The organism is Aminobacter sp. 01T433, assembly GCF_056398585.1.
In genome coordinates this window covers 68,768-83,546 of the sequence record NZ_JBFTPR010000023.1, presented here as the reverse complement: position 1 = coordinate 83,546, position 14,779 = coordinate 68,768, and the positions used below count along the sequence as shown (strand labels likewise).

Annotated in this window: 13 protein-coding genes and 1 pseudogene; 8 read left to right on the top strand and 6 right to left on the bottom strand. The window is 58.6% G+C overall.

Annotated elements, in window-relative coordinates; genetic code table 11:
- Nucleotides 1-564: DUF481 domain-containing protein (locus AC1DLV_RS27220; protein ID WP_476803155.1), on the top strand; the 564-nt coding region annotated here is incomplete at its 5' end.
- An 827-nt stretch (nucleotides 565-1,391) separates the two neighbouring features.
- Here AC1DLV_RS27220 and AC1DLV_RS27215 read toward each other — a convergent pair.
- A complete protein-coding gene (locus AC1DLV_RS27215) occupies nucleotides 1,392-3,473 on the bottom strand; it encodes an ATP-dependent helicase (protein ID WP_476803159.1) in 2,082 nt (693 codons plus the stop codon).
- 179 nt (nucleotides 3,474-3,652) lie between these two features.
- Here AC1DLV_RS27215 and AC1DLV_RS27210 point away from each other — a divergent pair, with 179 nt between their 5' ends.
- From AC1DLV_RS27210 to AC1DLV_RS27200, 3 genes are all read left to right on the top strand, one after another.
- Complete coding sequence (locus AC1DLV_RS27210) at nucleotides 3,653-4,069, top strand: nuclear transport factor 2 family protein (RefSeq protein ID WP_476803154.1); 417 nt, start codon at nucleotides 3,653-3,655, stop codon at nucleotides 4,067-4,069.
- A 173-nt stretch (nucleotides 4,070-4,242) separates the two neighbouring features.
- Entirely contained in the window at nucleotides 4,243-4,737 is a 495-nt protein-coding gene (locus AC1DLV_RS27205; protein WP_476803153.1) for a hypothetical protein, read from the top strand.
- A gap of 20 nt (nucleotides 4,738-4,757) precedes the next feature.
- A complete protein-coding gene (locus AC1DLV_RS27200; RefSeq protein ID WP_476803152.1) occupies nucleotides 4,758-5,429 on the top strand; it encodes a hypothetical protein in 672 nt (223 codons plus the stop codon).
- 52 nt (nucleotides 5,430-5,481) lie between these two features.
- On the opposite strand, the gene AC1DLV_RS27195 is transcribed toward AC1DLV_RS27200, so the two are convergent.
- A complete protein-coding gene (locus AC1DLV_RS27195; RefSeq protein WP_476803151.1) occupies nucleotides 5,482-5,787 on the bottom strand; it encodes a DUF1236 domain-containing protein in 306 nt (101 codons plus the stop codon).
- 349 nt (nucleotides 5,788-6,136) lie between these two features.
- On the opposite strand from AC1DLV_RS27195, the gene AC1DLV_RS27190 reads away from it, so the two are divergent.
- The 3 genes from AC1DLV_RS27190 (at nucleotide 6,137) to AC1DLV_RS27180 (ending at nucleotide 10,484) form a co-directional block, all read left to right on the top strand.
- Nucleotides 6,137-6,514, top strand: coding sequence for a COG4315 family predicted lipoprotein (locus tag AC1DLV_RS27190; protein WP_476803150.1), 378 nt, complete (start codon nucleotides 6,137-6,139; stop codon nucleotides 6,512-6,514).
- A gap of 129 nt (nucleotides 6,515-6,643) precedes the next feature.
- Complete coding sequence (locus AC1DLV_RS27185; RefSeq protein ID WP_476803149.1) at nucleotides 6,644-8,608, top strand: AI-2E family transporter; 1,965 nt, start codon at nucleotides 6,644-6,646, stop codon at nucleotides 8,606-8,608.
- 718 nt (nucleotides 8,609-9,326) lie between these two features.
- Complete coding sequence (locus AC1DLV_RS27180; protein WP_476803148.1) at nucleotides 9,327-10,484, top strand: IS110 family RNA-guided transposase; 1,158 nt, start codon at nucleotides 9,327-9,329, stop codon at nucleotides 10,482-10,484.
- Between the two features lie 727 nt (nucleotides 10,485-11,211).
- On the opposite strand, the gene AC1DLV_RS27175 is transcribed toward AC1DLV_RS27180, so the two are convergent.
- Both AC1DLV_RS27175 and AC1DLV_RS27170 read right to left on the bottom strand, forming a co-directional pair.
- On the bottom strand, nucleotides 11,212-11,496 hold the full coding sequence (locus AC1DLV_RS27175; protein WP_476803147.1) for a DUF982 domain-containing protein: 285 nt from the start codon (nucleotides 11,494-11,496) through the stop codon (nucleotides 11,212-11,214).
- A gap of 14 nt (nucleotides 11,497-11,510) precedes the next feature.
- Complete coding sequence (locus tag AC1DLV_RS27170) at nucleotides 11,511-11,813, bottom strand: DUF982 domain-containing protein (RefSeq protein WP_476803146.1); 303 nt, start codon at nucleotides 11,811-11,813, stop codon at nucleotides 11,511-11,513.
- A 470-nt stretch (nucleotides 11,814-12,283) separates the two neighbouring features.
- Between AC1DLV_RS27170 and AC1DLV_RS27165 the strand changes: the two are divergent.
- Nucleotides 12,284-12,496: pseudogene (locus AC1DLV_RS27165) on the top strand (hypothetical protein); the annotation flags it as partial.
- A 35-nt stretch (nucleotides 12,497-12,531) separates the two neighbouring features.
- Here the strand turns inward: AC1DLV_RS27165 and AC1DLV_RS27160 are convergent.
- Nucleotides 12,532-13,923 carry a tetratricopeptide repeat protein gene (locus AC1DLV_RS27160; protein WP_476803145.1) on the bottom strand — a complete coding sequence of 464 codons (1,392 nt, stop codon included), beginning with the start codon at nucleotides 13,921-13,923 and terminating at the stop codon, nucleotides 12,532-12,534.
- Nucleotides 13,924-14,075: 152 nt separating this feature from the next.
- The gene (locus AC1DLV_RS27155; RefSeq protein ID WP_476803144.1) at nucleotides 14,076-14,627 is read right to left on the bottom strand and encodes a winged helix-turn-helix domain-containing protein; all 552 of its coding nucleotides are present in this window, start codon (nucleotides 14,625-14,627) and stop codon (nucleotides 14,076-14,078) included.
- Nucleotides 14,628-14,779: the final 152 nt, after the last annotated feature.

Below are 14,779 nucleotides of genomic sequence, written 5' to 3'. Positions count from 1 at the left end.
ATCCTGGATGAACTCGACTTTGCCGCGATGGCGATCGCCGAAGCGCGGAACGGGCGCTACAGCATCTTTGGCGATTTGATCTACTCCAAGATTTCGTCCGGCCGAGGCACCCCGCGAGGCGTCCTTGCTGACAGTGTGGATCTGACGTCAACAACCTTTGCCGGCTTCCTGGGTGCTGGCTATTCCGTTTTCGAAAGCGACGCTGGGCGGTTCGATATCGTTGGCGGCATGCGGGTTTGGTCGGTCGATACCGAGATTTCCTTCAGCGGCGGCATTCTGGGCGGCGTGTCGAGAAGCGACAGCGCCACCTGGGTGGATGGCCTTGTCGGTGTCCGCGGCAACTATTCGTTCACGCCCAAGGTCTTCTTCACGGGCTGGGGATTGGTCGGAGCCGGGGGTGCGGACGTCGACTGGGATGTCGCCGCGGCACTGGGCTATCGTTTCAACGAGCGTTTCTCCGCCATTGCGGGATATCGGGCGCTTGGCGTCAACTACGAAAACGACGGCTTTGTCTTCGATGTCGTTCAGCAAGGCCCGATCTTCGGTCTGACGATGCACTTCTAGCGCGGCCTCGTAGACGGATCGTCGGGCGACTGAAAAACTCAATAGGCCACCCACCGATGTCGTCCGTGGCCTCAACTCCGGATCACCGGCTCCCCCCTGTCATTGGAATAAGCCGCTCGCTCGCAGCTGTAGTGAGGGAATTAAAAGGAGTGCCGGGAGGTCACCGGCAGGCCCATGCTAAAGCGTGTCGGAGGGGACCACGCCTCACAGACGGGCAAAGACCCCGTTGCGGCAGGAAGGTCCTGCCCAGAAAAGCGCAGCTGAAAGGTGAAGACCACGCCCATTCTGCTCCGCTCACCAAAACGTCGGTCATTCAAATCAGGTTCCCACAAAACAGAAAAATAGCCCCGCCAACCTTTCGGCAGGTAGTGCGGCGATGCGATGGTTGCCGCCACCAAAAACAAAAATTAGAAGAAGGTAATATTTGGCTTTGCGTTTCCATGGCTCATTAACGTGAGTGGCACATGCTGATGCCATCCGGGTCACCGCCCCACAGCCCACGGCCCGGATCGCGCGCTCGGCTCAAAGGTCGGTGGCATCCCTGCTTGCCGAAACCGGAAAGGCCGGGCGCGTTGCCTTGTAAATGGCTGAGGATTCCGACCGCCCGACACCTTCGGTCATCTCAACGCGCTGTAAAAATCATCGTCAATCCATTGATCTAGCTGCTTGCCCCAGATCGGGAGAGCAACATCGCTTTCTTTGCTTTTCCGAAGACATAGGGTCGAATTCGGCGAGGACGATCCCACTCGCAGAGGCAGTTGTTCTGAAAAAGCCCGCGGTAACCGTGGTGCCTTTAGAGACTTAGGAAATCGTCGCCATTTGGCCCATCACTTCCACATGCCGCGCATTCGAGCGCCTATGTCCACACGAATGGCTGGTTTCGACTGGCTCGCTTCGTTGTGGCCCGCACGCGGCCAGATTTGGCGATCGAAATGCTCGAGGATCGATCCTGGTATAAAGCGGGTCCGCGAAGCGTAGACATGGCGGTCACCGCGCGCAGCCTGGCCATGAGTATAAAAACGCTGCGGCGTAATGAGATGTAGCGAATCCCTGGCGCGCGTCATGGCGACGTAGAGCAACCGCCGTTCCTCATCGACTTCTTCAGTCGTGCCGACCCCGAGATCGGAAGGAATGCAACCGTCGACCGAATTCAGCACGAACACGTTCTTCCATTCCTGGCCCTTGGCGGAATGGATGGTTGATAAGATCAGATAGTCCTCATCGTGGAGGGGAGGGCCAGCCTGGTCGCTTGTGGCATCTGGTGGATCGAGTGTCAGATCGGTGAGGAAACGTTCCCGACTGGGATAGCCAGCTGCGATCTGCTCGAGTTGCAGGAGATCGGCCCGCCGGGTAATTGCGTCCTCATGGCGCCGCTCAAGGTGGGGCTCAAACCACAGCCGGACCCGTTCGATGTCGGCGGGCCAAGCAGGCGATTTCTGGCGTAGAGCGGTGAACAGGGCGACAAAGCTTGGCCAGTCCGCTGCGGCGCGTGCTGGCACGGCAAAGCTCTGCAATGCGGTCTGGGCATCAGGCCCCGCTTCCAATACCTGCAAGATCTGGCCAGCGGTGGAAGGCCCGATGCCTGGCAAGATCTGCAGTACACGGAAGCCAGCCACACGATCGCGCGGGTTCTCTGCCAGCCTCAAGACCGCCAGCACGTCCTTCACATGAGACGCGTCGAGAAACTTCAGGCCCCCGAATTTTATAAATGGGATGTTGCGCCGCGTCAGTTCGATCTCGAGAGGTCCACTGTGATGAGACGTACGGAACAGCACGGCTTGCGACTTTAGAGTGCTACCAGCCTCGCGCTCTTCAAGGATCTTCTGACAGACATAACTTGCCTGAGAGGCTTCGTCGCGAACCGTGACCAGGTGTGGCCGCTCCATCGATTTGCGATCAGTCCAGAGATTTTTGGTGAAACGCTCTGTCGCGCCGGAGATGACAGCATTGGCGGCTGCCAGAATTGGCTCAGTCGAACGGTAGTTGCGATTGAGCGTGATCACTGCGGCAGGGGTGGAAAACTGTTGCGGGAAATCAAGGATGTTCCGCACCTCGGCTGCGCGGAACGAGTAAATCGATTGGGCGTCATCGCCGACAACGGTCAGCCCCGCGCCATCGGGTTTTAGTCCGAGCAGGATGGCGGACTGCAGCCGATTGGTGTCTTGGTATTCATCCACCAGGATATGATCAAAGCGCGATGCAAGTTCGGCGGCGAAAGACGGTTCGCCCGTCAGATGCGCCCAATAAAGCAGCAAATCGTCATAATCGAGTACGTTTTGGGCTTGCTTGGCATGGACATAGGCGGCGAAGAGCTGCTTGAGCTCTTCTGCCCAGCCGATGCACCATGGAAATGCTCCGCCTAGCACATCTTGTAAAGCCGATTGCGCATTGACGGCGCGAGAATAGATGGCAAGGCACGTCGATTTGGCCGGAAAGCGGCTCTCTGTCTTGGAGAGGCCTAGCTCGTGGCGCACCAGATTCATGAGGTCCGCCGAGTCCTCCCGGTCATGAATCGTGAAAGCTGGATCAAGCCCGATTTCCAACGCATAGTCACGCAACAGTCGGGCGCCCATGGCGTGGAACGTTCCTGCCCATGTCAGCGCATCGGTGACAACGGCCGCATCCTTGCCCAGGACCTCGCCAGCAATCCGCTCGACACGTTTGGTCATTTCCACGGATGCGCGGCGTGAGAAGGTCATCAGAAGAATTCGCCGCGGATCTGCACCTTTGACAATCAGGTGGGCGACGCGGTGGGCGAGTGTGTTTGTCTTGCCCGACCCTGCACCTGCAATGATCAGCAGGGGAGCAGCTACCTCGCCAGCTCCATGTAGCACAGCGGCTCGCTGCTCAGGGTTGAGCCTGGCAAGGTATTGGGGTTCGAGGCTCGAATCTCGGGCGATTTTGTTCATCGAGCGATGAAGCACTGTTTCCGTTTCGTTCGCAATCGGCATGGCGCCGCCTGCCGATCACATTTGGCCAAGCAGGACACTAAGACGGGCAGGGCGCTTCTGCAGGCCCGCATTTTTTGATCTTCGGAACCTTGTCTTCTCGATGGTTTTCTTTGAGCACCGATCTGAGGAGACAAATGATGGCTCAACCCAACGAACAGACGATCATCGATCTAGAGAAGAAATTTTGGCGGACGATAGTGGATAAGGACATCGAAGGTTCCCTGGCGATATTGGGTGGAGAATCTATTGTCGCGGGTGCGCAAGGGACCGCACTACTCACGCATGACGACTATCGTGGCTTGGCTAGGCAGGGCGATAGCCTGTGGCAGCTGAAATCCTACCAACTCGACGATGTGAAGGTCATGTTTCCTTCCGAGGAAGTGGCTGTCATCGCCTACATCGTGACCGAGGACATGGAGGTTGAGGGTATGCCGTTGACATTAAGAGCAGCCGACGCAACCACTTGGGTCCGCCAAGATGGCGAGTGGCTGGCAGCCCTTCACACGGAATCGGTGCTTGGCGATCCCTTCGGACGCGACCGTAAGGCTGCGTAGCCGGGGACCGCTTTCTCCACACAGGCCGCAGGTTCCCAAAAAGACTCAGGATTTTGGTCGTTGGCGAGAGCATGCAAGGCATAGCGGACGCTCATGTGCAAACGCGATGCTGTCTTAAGCGTGTTGGAACCGTTTTGCCGTTTTAGGGCTTATGCTGGTTTCGGGATGTTCCCATGCTCAACGAAAGCGATCCACCAAAAGCAGCCCAATCGGCGTCGCTCAAGTATGTGACCGATAGTGAACCCGGAGTGCTACGCCGGAAGATAGGAAGATCTTTTCGTTATACGTCGAACGGCAAGACGGTGAGCAAAGCCACACTCAGGCGCATCAAATCCCTCGCCATTCCTCCCGCATGGACTAATGTCTGGATATGCCCCGACCCGCATGGGCACATTCAAGCGACCGGGCGCGATCAGCGGGGGCGGAAGCAATACTTGTACCACCAGCAATGGTCGCAATATCGGGATGAAGCCAAATTCTCTGGTCTCGTGGACTTCGCGCATGCGTTGCCTCGCCTGCGCAAACAGGTCGAACAAGATTTAAGCTTACCGGGCCTCGTGCGTGAGCGAGTCCTGGCTCTCGTCGTTTGGCTGTTGGACCAAACAATGATCCGTGTCGGCAGTCCCATCTATGCAAAGGCGAACAGGAGCTATGGGCTGACGAACTAAGGAACAAGCATGTCAAGATCGTGGGTTCGACGATCCGCTTTGCTTTCAAGGGCAAGTCGGGGAAGGAACGGAAGCTGAGCATAGATGATCGGCGTATGGCGAGGGCGATGCGATCGCTCCAAGATATTCCTGGTCAGATGCTGTTTCAGTATTTGGACGGTCAAGGTGGCTTGAACGCAGTCACCTCAAACGACGTAAACGCCTACATCCGCGAAGCAAGCGGTGGCGAATTCACCTCCAAAGGCTTTCGCACCTGGGGCGGTACGGTTCGAGCCCTGACGCTTTTTGCGGGGCGCAAAGCTCCCGATACCGACCGCATGATGAGGCGGGCATGCAACGAGGTGATCGATGAAGTTGCCACCGTTTGGGAAACACCAGAGCCGTATGTCGGCAAGGCTACGTTCACCCGCGTGTCGTGGAGGCTTGGGCCGAAGGTCGCCTTCCAGCTGATATTGCAGAACTTGGGAAGCCGCCTCGTGCATTGCGACTTGACCCGCAAGAACGATTGGCTGTCGCATGGCTGCAACGGTTTGGCTAAGGCAGCACTGTTTTCAGTACTGATACGGCCGGCTGAGGCTGCCTGCAGCAGCCCAAAAGTGAAGAGTGGTACGGCTGAGCAGATGACTGAGGCGCCGAGTTTCAAATATCCTGATCGGATCAGACACCTCTCAACCACAAATGAACTGTGGTAGCGGGGTGTCCGATCGATGACGGTCAGGAATTCTACATCAGAGCGCGAGTCGGTCAGTCAATGATCTGCAAGACCTTGCGGGTCTGCGGGTCAATGAGCACCGTATGGCCGTCCATGACCACATACTGATACTGTTTTGGCAGCCTGTTGTCGGCGAGTGCGCCGGGCTTGAGAATATCAGGAATGATCGCCCCGACTACTAGTTCGAAGTTGGATGGACGTTCGACAATCACCGGGTTGGTTTTCACGTATTCCCGGACCACGGTTTCCTGTTCTGGGGTCACTGCTACAGTCTGGGCAGCGGCGAATGCGGTTCCTGCGAGCAGGATGGTGGCGGCAAGTGCGCTTCGGAAAATCATCTCATAACCTCCTGTTGGGTTGAAGGGTAACAACCGCTAGGGACCGAAACGGTTCCGTTATTGGTTACCTTGCCAACCTCATGCCCACGACGTCGATGATTCAAATCCTGCCCCTGTAAGAGCACGATTTCAGAAGCGAAATCGTTCGGATAGGAGGCTGCGGCCGTCGCTTTCAGGGTGTCCTGGTCTCCACTCGAGACTAAATTCTCCCAGGAGAGGCGTTACGATTGCCGCGCAAAAACGGGAGGTGACATACACAAACAAGCGAGGGAACGAATGGCCTGTTCAAGCCGTTTGTATAGCTTGATGCCCGTAATTATCCGGCGTCAAGAACACAAGGGATCCCAACATGAGACGCATTGTTTTGGGACTGGCGGCGCTCTTTATGACCGCGGGTATGAGTTATGCGGCCGAGCCTGCGAAGATGGCAGACACGGCCAAGGGTAAAGTCTATGCCGACACGAAGGGCATGACCCTCTACACGTTCGACAAGGACAAGGCTAACACATCGAGTTGCTATGACGATTGTGCTGCAAAGTGGCCAGCCCTGAAGGCTGCGGCCGGCGCGAAAGCCGCGGGAAAATGGACTATCGTCGATCGCAAAGACGGTTCCAAAATGTGGGCCTATGACGGCAAGCCGCTCTACACGTATGCCGACGACAAGAAGCCAGGCGACGTGAAGGGCGATGGCGTTGGTGGCGTATGGCACGTGGCCGCGGCCAAATAGTCCCTCGGACCAGCGCAGCTAAAGTTGATGGCAAACAGGCCCGCTCCCACCATCGGGGCGGGCTAGTTCTTTACAGGGTTCGGACGTGGGAATGACATTGCGTCTTCTTCACCAGTTGGGGTTGCCGGCATGAAACCATTGAACAGGGAAATGACGGTTCGGTCGCTGCCACAGGAATCACCACGGGGTAGCTTTCCTACCTTGGTGGGTATCGTCGCCACTGTCGCCGCGCTCTATCTTGGGCGCGACATTTTCTTGCCGTTGGCGATCGCCATCCTGCTCACGTTCGCCCTTGCTCCCGTCGTGTCGTGGCTGCGGAAACTCCACGTTCCGCGACCCGTGGCCGTCATTTCGGTGGTCTTTGGGGCGTTCGTTTCGATATTCCTGTTCAGCGCGGTGGTGGCGACGCAGATCGGCAGTCTCGCCCAAAACCTGCCAGTCTATCAGAGTAACATCGAAACCAAGGTGCAGTCCATCAAGGATGCCAGTGTCGGTGCGGGCCTTGTCAATCGTGTCTCGCAACTTCTGGAGCGTCTCGGAAACCAGATTGGGAAGGAGCCGCAGCCCAAGGCCGAGGGTGCCGCCCCGTCAGGCGAACAAGCCACCGCTCCGCTTCCGGTTGAAGTCATCGAGCCAAAATTGCAGCCACTACAACTGCTCCAGACGATCATCGAGCCGCTGATCCAGCCGCTCGCGACCGGAGGCATCATCGTGGTGGTGGTGATTTTCATGCTGCTGAAGCGGGAAGATCTGCGCGACCGCTTCATTCGCCTTGTGGGAGCAGGCGACCTCCACCGTACGACCGCTGCTCTTCAAGAAGCAGGCGGCCGCGTAGGACAATATCTTTTGATGCAACTCGTCGTGAATATTACCTATGCGGTGCCGCTCGGCATCGGCCTGTGGGTCATCGGCGTACCCAATGCTGCGCTTTGGGGTTTGATGGCACTTCTGCTTCGGTTCGTGCCCTATATCGGACCTATCATCGCATCTATCTTCCCATTGGCATTGGCGCTGGCCGTTGATCCTGGCTGGACAATGGTGCTGTGGACCGCAGCACTGTTCATTGTTATCGAACTTGCCACCAACAATGTCATCGAGCCTTGGCTGTATGGGTCGCGCACTGGCATTTCTCCCCTGGCCATCATTGTGGCGGCGATATTCTGGACCTGGTTATGGGGGCCGCTTGGGCTCCTGCTTTCGACGCCGCTTACCGTGTGCCTTGTCGTTTTGGGACGACATGTGCCGCAGTTCGAGTTCCTCGACGTGCTCTTCGGTAACGAACCCGTGCTCGAGCCGGATCAGCAGATTTACCAGAGGTTTTTGGCTGGCGACGCCGAGGAAGCGACCGATCGCGCCGAGATGTTCCTCGAAGATAATGACCTGATCACCTTCTATGAAACGGTTGCCATTCCTGCCCTCGCTCTGGGCGAGTTCGACCGGGCGCGAGGTGTCTTGGCGGACGACCGTCGCATTCGAGTGGCTGAAAGCGCCATCGCCCTCGTTGAAAATCTCGAAGAATATGCGGACGAAGAGGCGGCGGAGGATGAAGGCGAAAGCGCCGCCATACTGGACAAGCCTCATGATAATGACCCAGCAGTGGCCGATGAGGCAGCGGAGCTTCCGGATGGTACCGGCAAGACCGTGTTGTGTGCCGGCGGGCGCGGTGAGCTCGACGATGCCGCTGCGGCAATGCTGTCACAAGTTCTAACTGTGCAAGGTGCTACTGCCCGTTTGATAGGGCATCACGCCATGGAGCCCGTTCAAATCAGGAAAATGGACCTGAGCGGGGTCGATGCGGTCGTCATTGGATTTCTGAACGCTGGGTCGGTGGTCCACGCGCGTTATATGGTGCGCCGCCTTAAGCGATCTCGAAGTTCGCTGCGGGTGGGGGTGGTATTCTGGACGCCAGCCGAGGAGGCGCAAGATGACGTCAAGCTGGGTGCCTCGATCAATTGTGATTTCATCGCCCGTACCATGGCACAAGCCGTTATCGGCGCGCTAGCAGACGAAACGGCTGTGCGCCTCAAACCGCCAGTGCGCAAAGTTGTGCGGCGGAAGCCAAAGATTCGATCCAAGGCAAAGGAACCCGTCTGAGGCTGTTGGTGAGGGTGGGAACCGCGGCGACGGTCAAGTCCCGCCCGACGACGACGGCGTCAAGCACAGCCCGATCCGACAAAACCCAGCTCCGGAAGACGGGAAGGATCTCGTTGAGCGCGAAACAGCCGGGCACATGTGGCAGCATCCTGTTCGGAACCCACTGTGTTGATTTCCACTGAGAGCTGACCCACGCAGCCTGATATTTCCATTGAGAATCGGCTCTGACGCAGTTTTGCTGAAGTTGAACTTCAAAGTTGCGCCGATCAATCGCGCCTGTAGCAGATCGAGTTTTGCTCGACCGTACATCTGGCGTTTGATCAGCTTCAGGCGCGTGATTTGACCTGCGGTTTGTCCATTCGGCCCGGGTGGTCTGGGCGATCATGATCCGCGGCGAGGTTTACCAGGCGCGCCATGCCCCGCACCTTGCGGCATAGAGTCGCCAAGAGATGAGATCCTGAAGGCAAGAAACAGTTCGAGCCGGCCGATCGGCTCCATGAGGTTGTGAGAGCGAAGCGATATGATGGCGAAACCGGTCAGGCCGGAAACAGGGACAACCCGCGGACAGTCCGAGGCGTCATAGCCTGCTAAGCAGATTGGGACCTTGTTTTGCCGACCCCATCAGGGCCAGCAGTCTCCTATGGCTGCATCAACAGATCCCATGATTTGCGGCGCAGGCAGATTAGACTGCGCCATCTCAAGCTCTGGAGGCCTGATCATGTCGCAATCATTCAACGGCGCAGAAATTGTCCAATACGATCGTACGCTCGTGCTGGCTATCGAACTAAGCAACAAAAACTGGGTTTTGGCGGCCCAGGTGCCCGGCCTGCCGCAGACCAAAGCGAAGCGCGCCATTGAGCCAGATAAGCTTGCTCTTCATTGCGCAATCGATGGCTATCGTGCTCGTGCTGCTGCTGCCGGCCACCCGGTAGATCGGGTGGTTGCGACCTACGAAGCTGGATGGTCCGGGTTCTGGCTTGCCAGATGGCTGATTGCCAAAGGAGTGGAGGTCCATGTCATCCAGCCTTCCAGCGTTCCCGTCGATCGTCGCATGCGTCGCGCAAAGTCGGACGGGATCGACGCCGAGTTACTCCTGCGTACGCTGCTGGCGTGGCTTCGCGGCGAACCGCGTGTCTGCTCCATGGTACCGATCCCTGACGAAGCCGATGAGGATGCACGGCGCTCTGTCCGCGAACGAACAGAGCTCGTGTCCGAACGCGTCAGCCTTGCCAACCGGATCGGTGCTGTCCTCGCGACGCTCGGCGTCGAGGATTACAACCCGCTCCTGAAAAACCGCCGGCGGCGTCTGGCCGACCTTCGTACCGGTCTGGATGACCCAATCCCACCTCACGCCCGAGCCAAGATCGAACGGTTGCTGAGCCGGCTGGAGCTCGTTCTCGATCAGATCGCCACGCTGGAACACGACCGCGATGCGGTAGCGGAGGTGCCCGCTTCGGATGATGCCAGTCGGATGATCCAGCAGCTCAGCAGTCTGCGCGGTATAGGGGTGCAGAGTGCCACAATATTGGTCCGCGAGGCCTTCGTCCGTCGCTTCGCTAATGCCAAAGCGCTCGGTTCTTATGCAGGTCTTACTGCGACGCCTTACAACAGTGGTGGGGTGGAACGAGAGCAAGGGATCGGAAAGGCCGGGAACCGGCGGCTTCGAACGGTGATGGTGGAGCTGGCCTGGCTCTGGCAACGCTACCAGCCTGGTGCTGCCCAGGTCGCCTGGTTCCGGGAACGCACCGGCTCTACTGGCCGCCGCGTCCGCAAGGTCATGGTGGTCGCGCTGGCTCGCAAGTTGCTGATCGCTCTGTGGCGCTTTGCCGTCGATGGAGTCGTACCCGAGGGAGCGACCATGAAGCCCGCCGTATAATAATTATCGAGATCGGGCAGCTCTGCGACGGCAAAGCAGCCCGGTGACCGAGGGAACGTCGCCGTTGTCCGGCGTGGTGCTCCAGTGCCGTTTTCACAGAGTGGTGCCGTTCCTTTGGAGCTCTCCCGTCCCGAATGCGGGACAGTGGTTGGGATATCATCCCGCCGGATGTGAGGTTAGCAGGCAGGCCCTGCAGGAAGAGAGCTCACCTCGGATTACAAATGCGTTGACGGGAGAATCATCATGTGGGGCCGGACAGAAGACTGCACCCGACCCACGCGCGTCGAATTATCTCTTGCAATGCGGGAGCCATCCACAGAGGACCGTCCGGAGACGGCTCCGTCATCGCCGACGGCAATCGGGCCGTCAACGGTGACGATTCCTTCCTCCGTGGAGCATTCGCTTCCGCCGCTCGGATTTGTCACCCGAGCGGCTTTTTATTGTCAGGATGGTGGACGGACGAGGCTAGGGCCCATCAGTCTTAGCCTTCAAACGTTTGGCACTGAGATACATCACTGCTGACGCCGCTTTCGTGCGGTCCCAGCCGGCGGCCTCGGCATAATCCAGAAGCTTATCGACATGTTCTACTAAGGCACCTTGGCATTCAGCGTCGTAAGCCAGGGCACTTGGGTGATTTTCGGGCGATTTTATCATAGGTAACTTTGCCATTGGTTACGTCCGAGTAGCTGGGAGGGGGCAGCAGCTAGCTGCTGCCCCCGCCGATCAATCAAGCGTGGGCAGATCGAGACCCCGCACTTTCCAGGGGCATCTCGCCGTCCTGTACCAGGATGTCTTTCTTCCGAGCAAAGGCGGCGAAGACACCCCTGGCTGTCTCAGCGTCAATGTCTCCAGACAATGCAGCTTTACAGGCCCTAATTGCCGCTCGCTGCTCAGGACTATTCCCGCACCACTCCATCGCGAATTGAAAGGCATCGACGACGGTGTTGAGTTGGCGAGGGAAGCCAAGCCCGACCCAAACACGGATGGGCTTTTCGAAAGATTGTGCGAGCATCGCGCGTCCTCCGCTTATGCACCGAGACCGCTTGCGCCAGCCTTTCCCCCTGTCATCCATGGCAGCGGGATGCTGACTTCTTCGAGAATGTTGGCGGATTTGGCGAAGCCGCAGAATGCTTGTCTCGCGGCGCCTAGCGGGTAGTTGCTATCAAAAGCTCGTTGACACGCGCGGAGAGCCGTCTCGTAAATCGTGCCGCGTCGGTTCTTTGGCCATTCGTAGAGAAATTCGAGGGCGTCCTCCAGACAACTTATTTCCTCGATAAGGCTGTTTCCGGACTTTACGAAAACAGGGCTGTCGAACATCCGATCGCTCATCAGATCCTCCAAGTCGAACGAAAGATTGCGTTTTTGAATAGGCCGACGCCGACAGCGGCAGCGACCCGCAATCGATATGTGTCGTCAGATTTCCGGTTTCAAGATCAGTTCGACTCAGGGGTCAGCAATGGAGCAATGTCGTGCAGCACCGCTGAGTTAGGCGATTTTCGCAAGAATTTGGGCATCGATACAGAAATCAAGAAATGCCTGGCGACCTTCTGTGGTGAAAAGCGGCGAGGCCCGATCGGTAGCGAGTGCCCCCCCAGCGTGCAAAATTCCCTCTTCCCGCCCTCCACGCTCCACGATGTATGAATGAATGGCCGAGCTTGGTTCGAGACCTCGGTCATACTTGAATTGATGTCAGCTATCGCTTTCTGGTCGGCGGAAGCTGCCTGTCCGGAGACGGCCCCCGAGCGGTAGTGTCGGAATCCTGTTTCTTCTTTGGCCAATCAAGGCCAAGGAGAACTCACATGGGTCATTCTCATTTCGATGATGCTAGCCGTGAGCACGCCGCTTGGAACGCTGGAAGGAAGGTTGGCACCATAGCTTCGCTCATCGAAATCACGAAGGAGTGGGCGGGTCGGAATGCAAACGCCATAAAGAAGGCCGGTAGGATTATCGGCTTTGGCTATGACGATTCCCAACTTGCCGACAAACGGCACCCTAACGCAGACGATCTGGACAAGATATCGACCGATCTTCCCGTGGTTGTTCTCCATCAATCGCTCCATTTGGCAGCCTTGTTAGAGAAGCCACCGCAGATCAATGAAATGACCTTCAGCTCCTGCTGGGTCAGCGTATGCGGTGCGCTCGAGGAATCCGCGGCCGTTTCTGCCGAACCTTCTCCTGGAACTGACGCATCTGCCGGCGCAAAGATCTGGCCGACGCGCCGGGCGATCAGGCTGTCGGGGCCGGCCTCCTGCGCGCGCAGGCGCAGCAAGGCGAGCATTTCGGGACCCTCCTCAAAAAAAGCCGCGCGATAGGTTGCGCTGGGCAGGGTCAGCAGGATTTCATCAAGCACCGAAGCGGTGCGTTCGGCCTTGCCAGTCTTCATGCCGGCCAGCACCGCCAGCAGGCGCATCCGGAGCATTCGCGGCACACTGAAGGGACGCTCCTGCGCCACCTCCAGGCGCTGCAGCATGTCGAGCGCGCGCTCCACCTGGCCTTCCTGTATCCAGATTCGTACCCACAGCGTGGCGGGTACCTCGCCGCGCAGCCGGAATGAAAGCCGGTTGCGCTCGATGTCGAATGCCGTTTCCGCCCCCAAATCGAAACGGTCGGCGAAACGCTTGGCGCCCTGGATGTCGCCGAAGTGGATGATCGAGCGCATCTGCTCGCGTGCCACCAGCCTTTGCAGGCGTGGAAAGCCACGGCGCAGTGCGGTGCGTCTTGCCTGTTCGAGCACGGCGTCCACGCCGTCGAAATCGTTCCTGACCATTCTTGCGCGGATGCGGGACAGATAGGCTGCTGCCAAAAGGTCGAACCAGCAGTCGTTCTTTTCCAGATGCGGCAGCGACCATTCGAGGATGCGCTCGGCGCCATCGTGAAGACCACGCTCCGATAGCGTCTCAGCCAGCAGGACTTGCGCGATCGCATCGAGGTCGCAACCCTTGCCAATAGCGTTCTGCGCGTCGCTGGCCAGGCGCTCGTAGGTCGCACTTGCACCTTCCAGGTCGCCGCGAAAGAACTGTGCCTGCCCTACATGGGCATAGAGGTGCATCGCCCCGAAAAACGCTCCTGCCTGGCTAAAGGACTGAATCGCCAGGTTGCCGTGGCGCTCGGCGCGCTCAAACTCGCTGCGCTCCAGATATTGAAAGCACAGCAGGTTGTAGGTCAGCGCGCGCTGCACGGGTTCCACTAGGTCAAGCAGCGTCAGATCGCGCTCGAGAAGCGACAAGTCTAGGGCTTCTATGCGGTCGTCGCGGTACAGCGCCATGAGGGCGCCGATCAGGCGAACCTCGTTGACCAGGATGTTGTCGGACCTGTCGATGGTCCGATTGACCAGCTCGAAATAATGAGTTGCCAGCGCCAAGTTGCCACCTTTGGCGGCGGCGACGGCCAGTCCGAGAAAGCTACGTGGGAACTTTGCGGCTTCCGGTTCAGGCAGCACCGCCGCCAGTGCATGAAACTGCTGCAGCAGCCCGCGGGCGCCGGCATAGACCTGTCGCCATCCCCCGCACTTTCGGAAAATTCCCCAGCAAGGCGGAAGTCTTCCGCATGCAACGCGTGGCGGATGGCACTCGCCCAGTCACGGCGGGCCGCCTACCAGTATGCGGCACTGCGCCTGATCTGGTTGATGTCCAGCCCGCGAGCGAGGACTTCCTGTATCAGGTATTCCTGGAATACCGCATGCAGCTTGAACTGCCTGTGCCCATCATCGAACGCCTCGATCGGCAGGCCGCCGACGGCAATATCGGAGGCCAGTTCGGCGGCGGCCGAAGGACTGACGACCGCGCTTGCCAGCTCGGCGCTGAAATAGGGCAGGGCCGCAACGCCGACCAGCGCCGATTGCATAGGGACCGAGAGCGACGAAAACACCTGTTCGGAGAGGTAGCGCGCCATGTCGAGCTGGGTGCCACTGAGTTCCAGCAGGTCTCTGTCAGTCACGGCCCCGTCGCGTAGCAGGACGCGAGCCAGCTGCAGTGCCACGGCCCAGCCCTGGGTTTTCTGAACCAGCGCCTCGATCTGCGATTTGTCGAGCTTGACCCCTGCCATGGCGAGCAGGGTCTGAGCCTCTCCGGCCGAAAAACGCAGATCGCTGGGCTTCAGATAGGTGAGCTGGCCATTCAGCTGCATCGCCGAGATGGCCGCCAACCTCGGCTCCGATCTGGAGATGATCAGCAGCCGGAGGCTTCGGGCCTGCGGCGAAAACAGGAGCCGAGCCGCGCCAGCGTCGCATCGTTTCCATCGCTCTGGGCGAAATGATAATCGTCGAGGAACAGGTACAGGGGGGGCGCAGCCGTTGC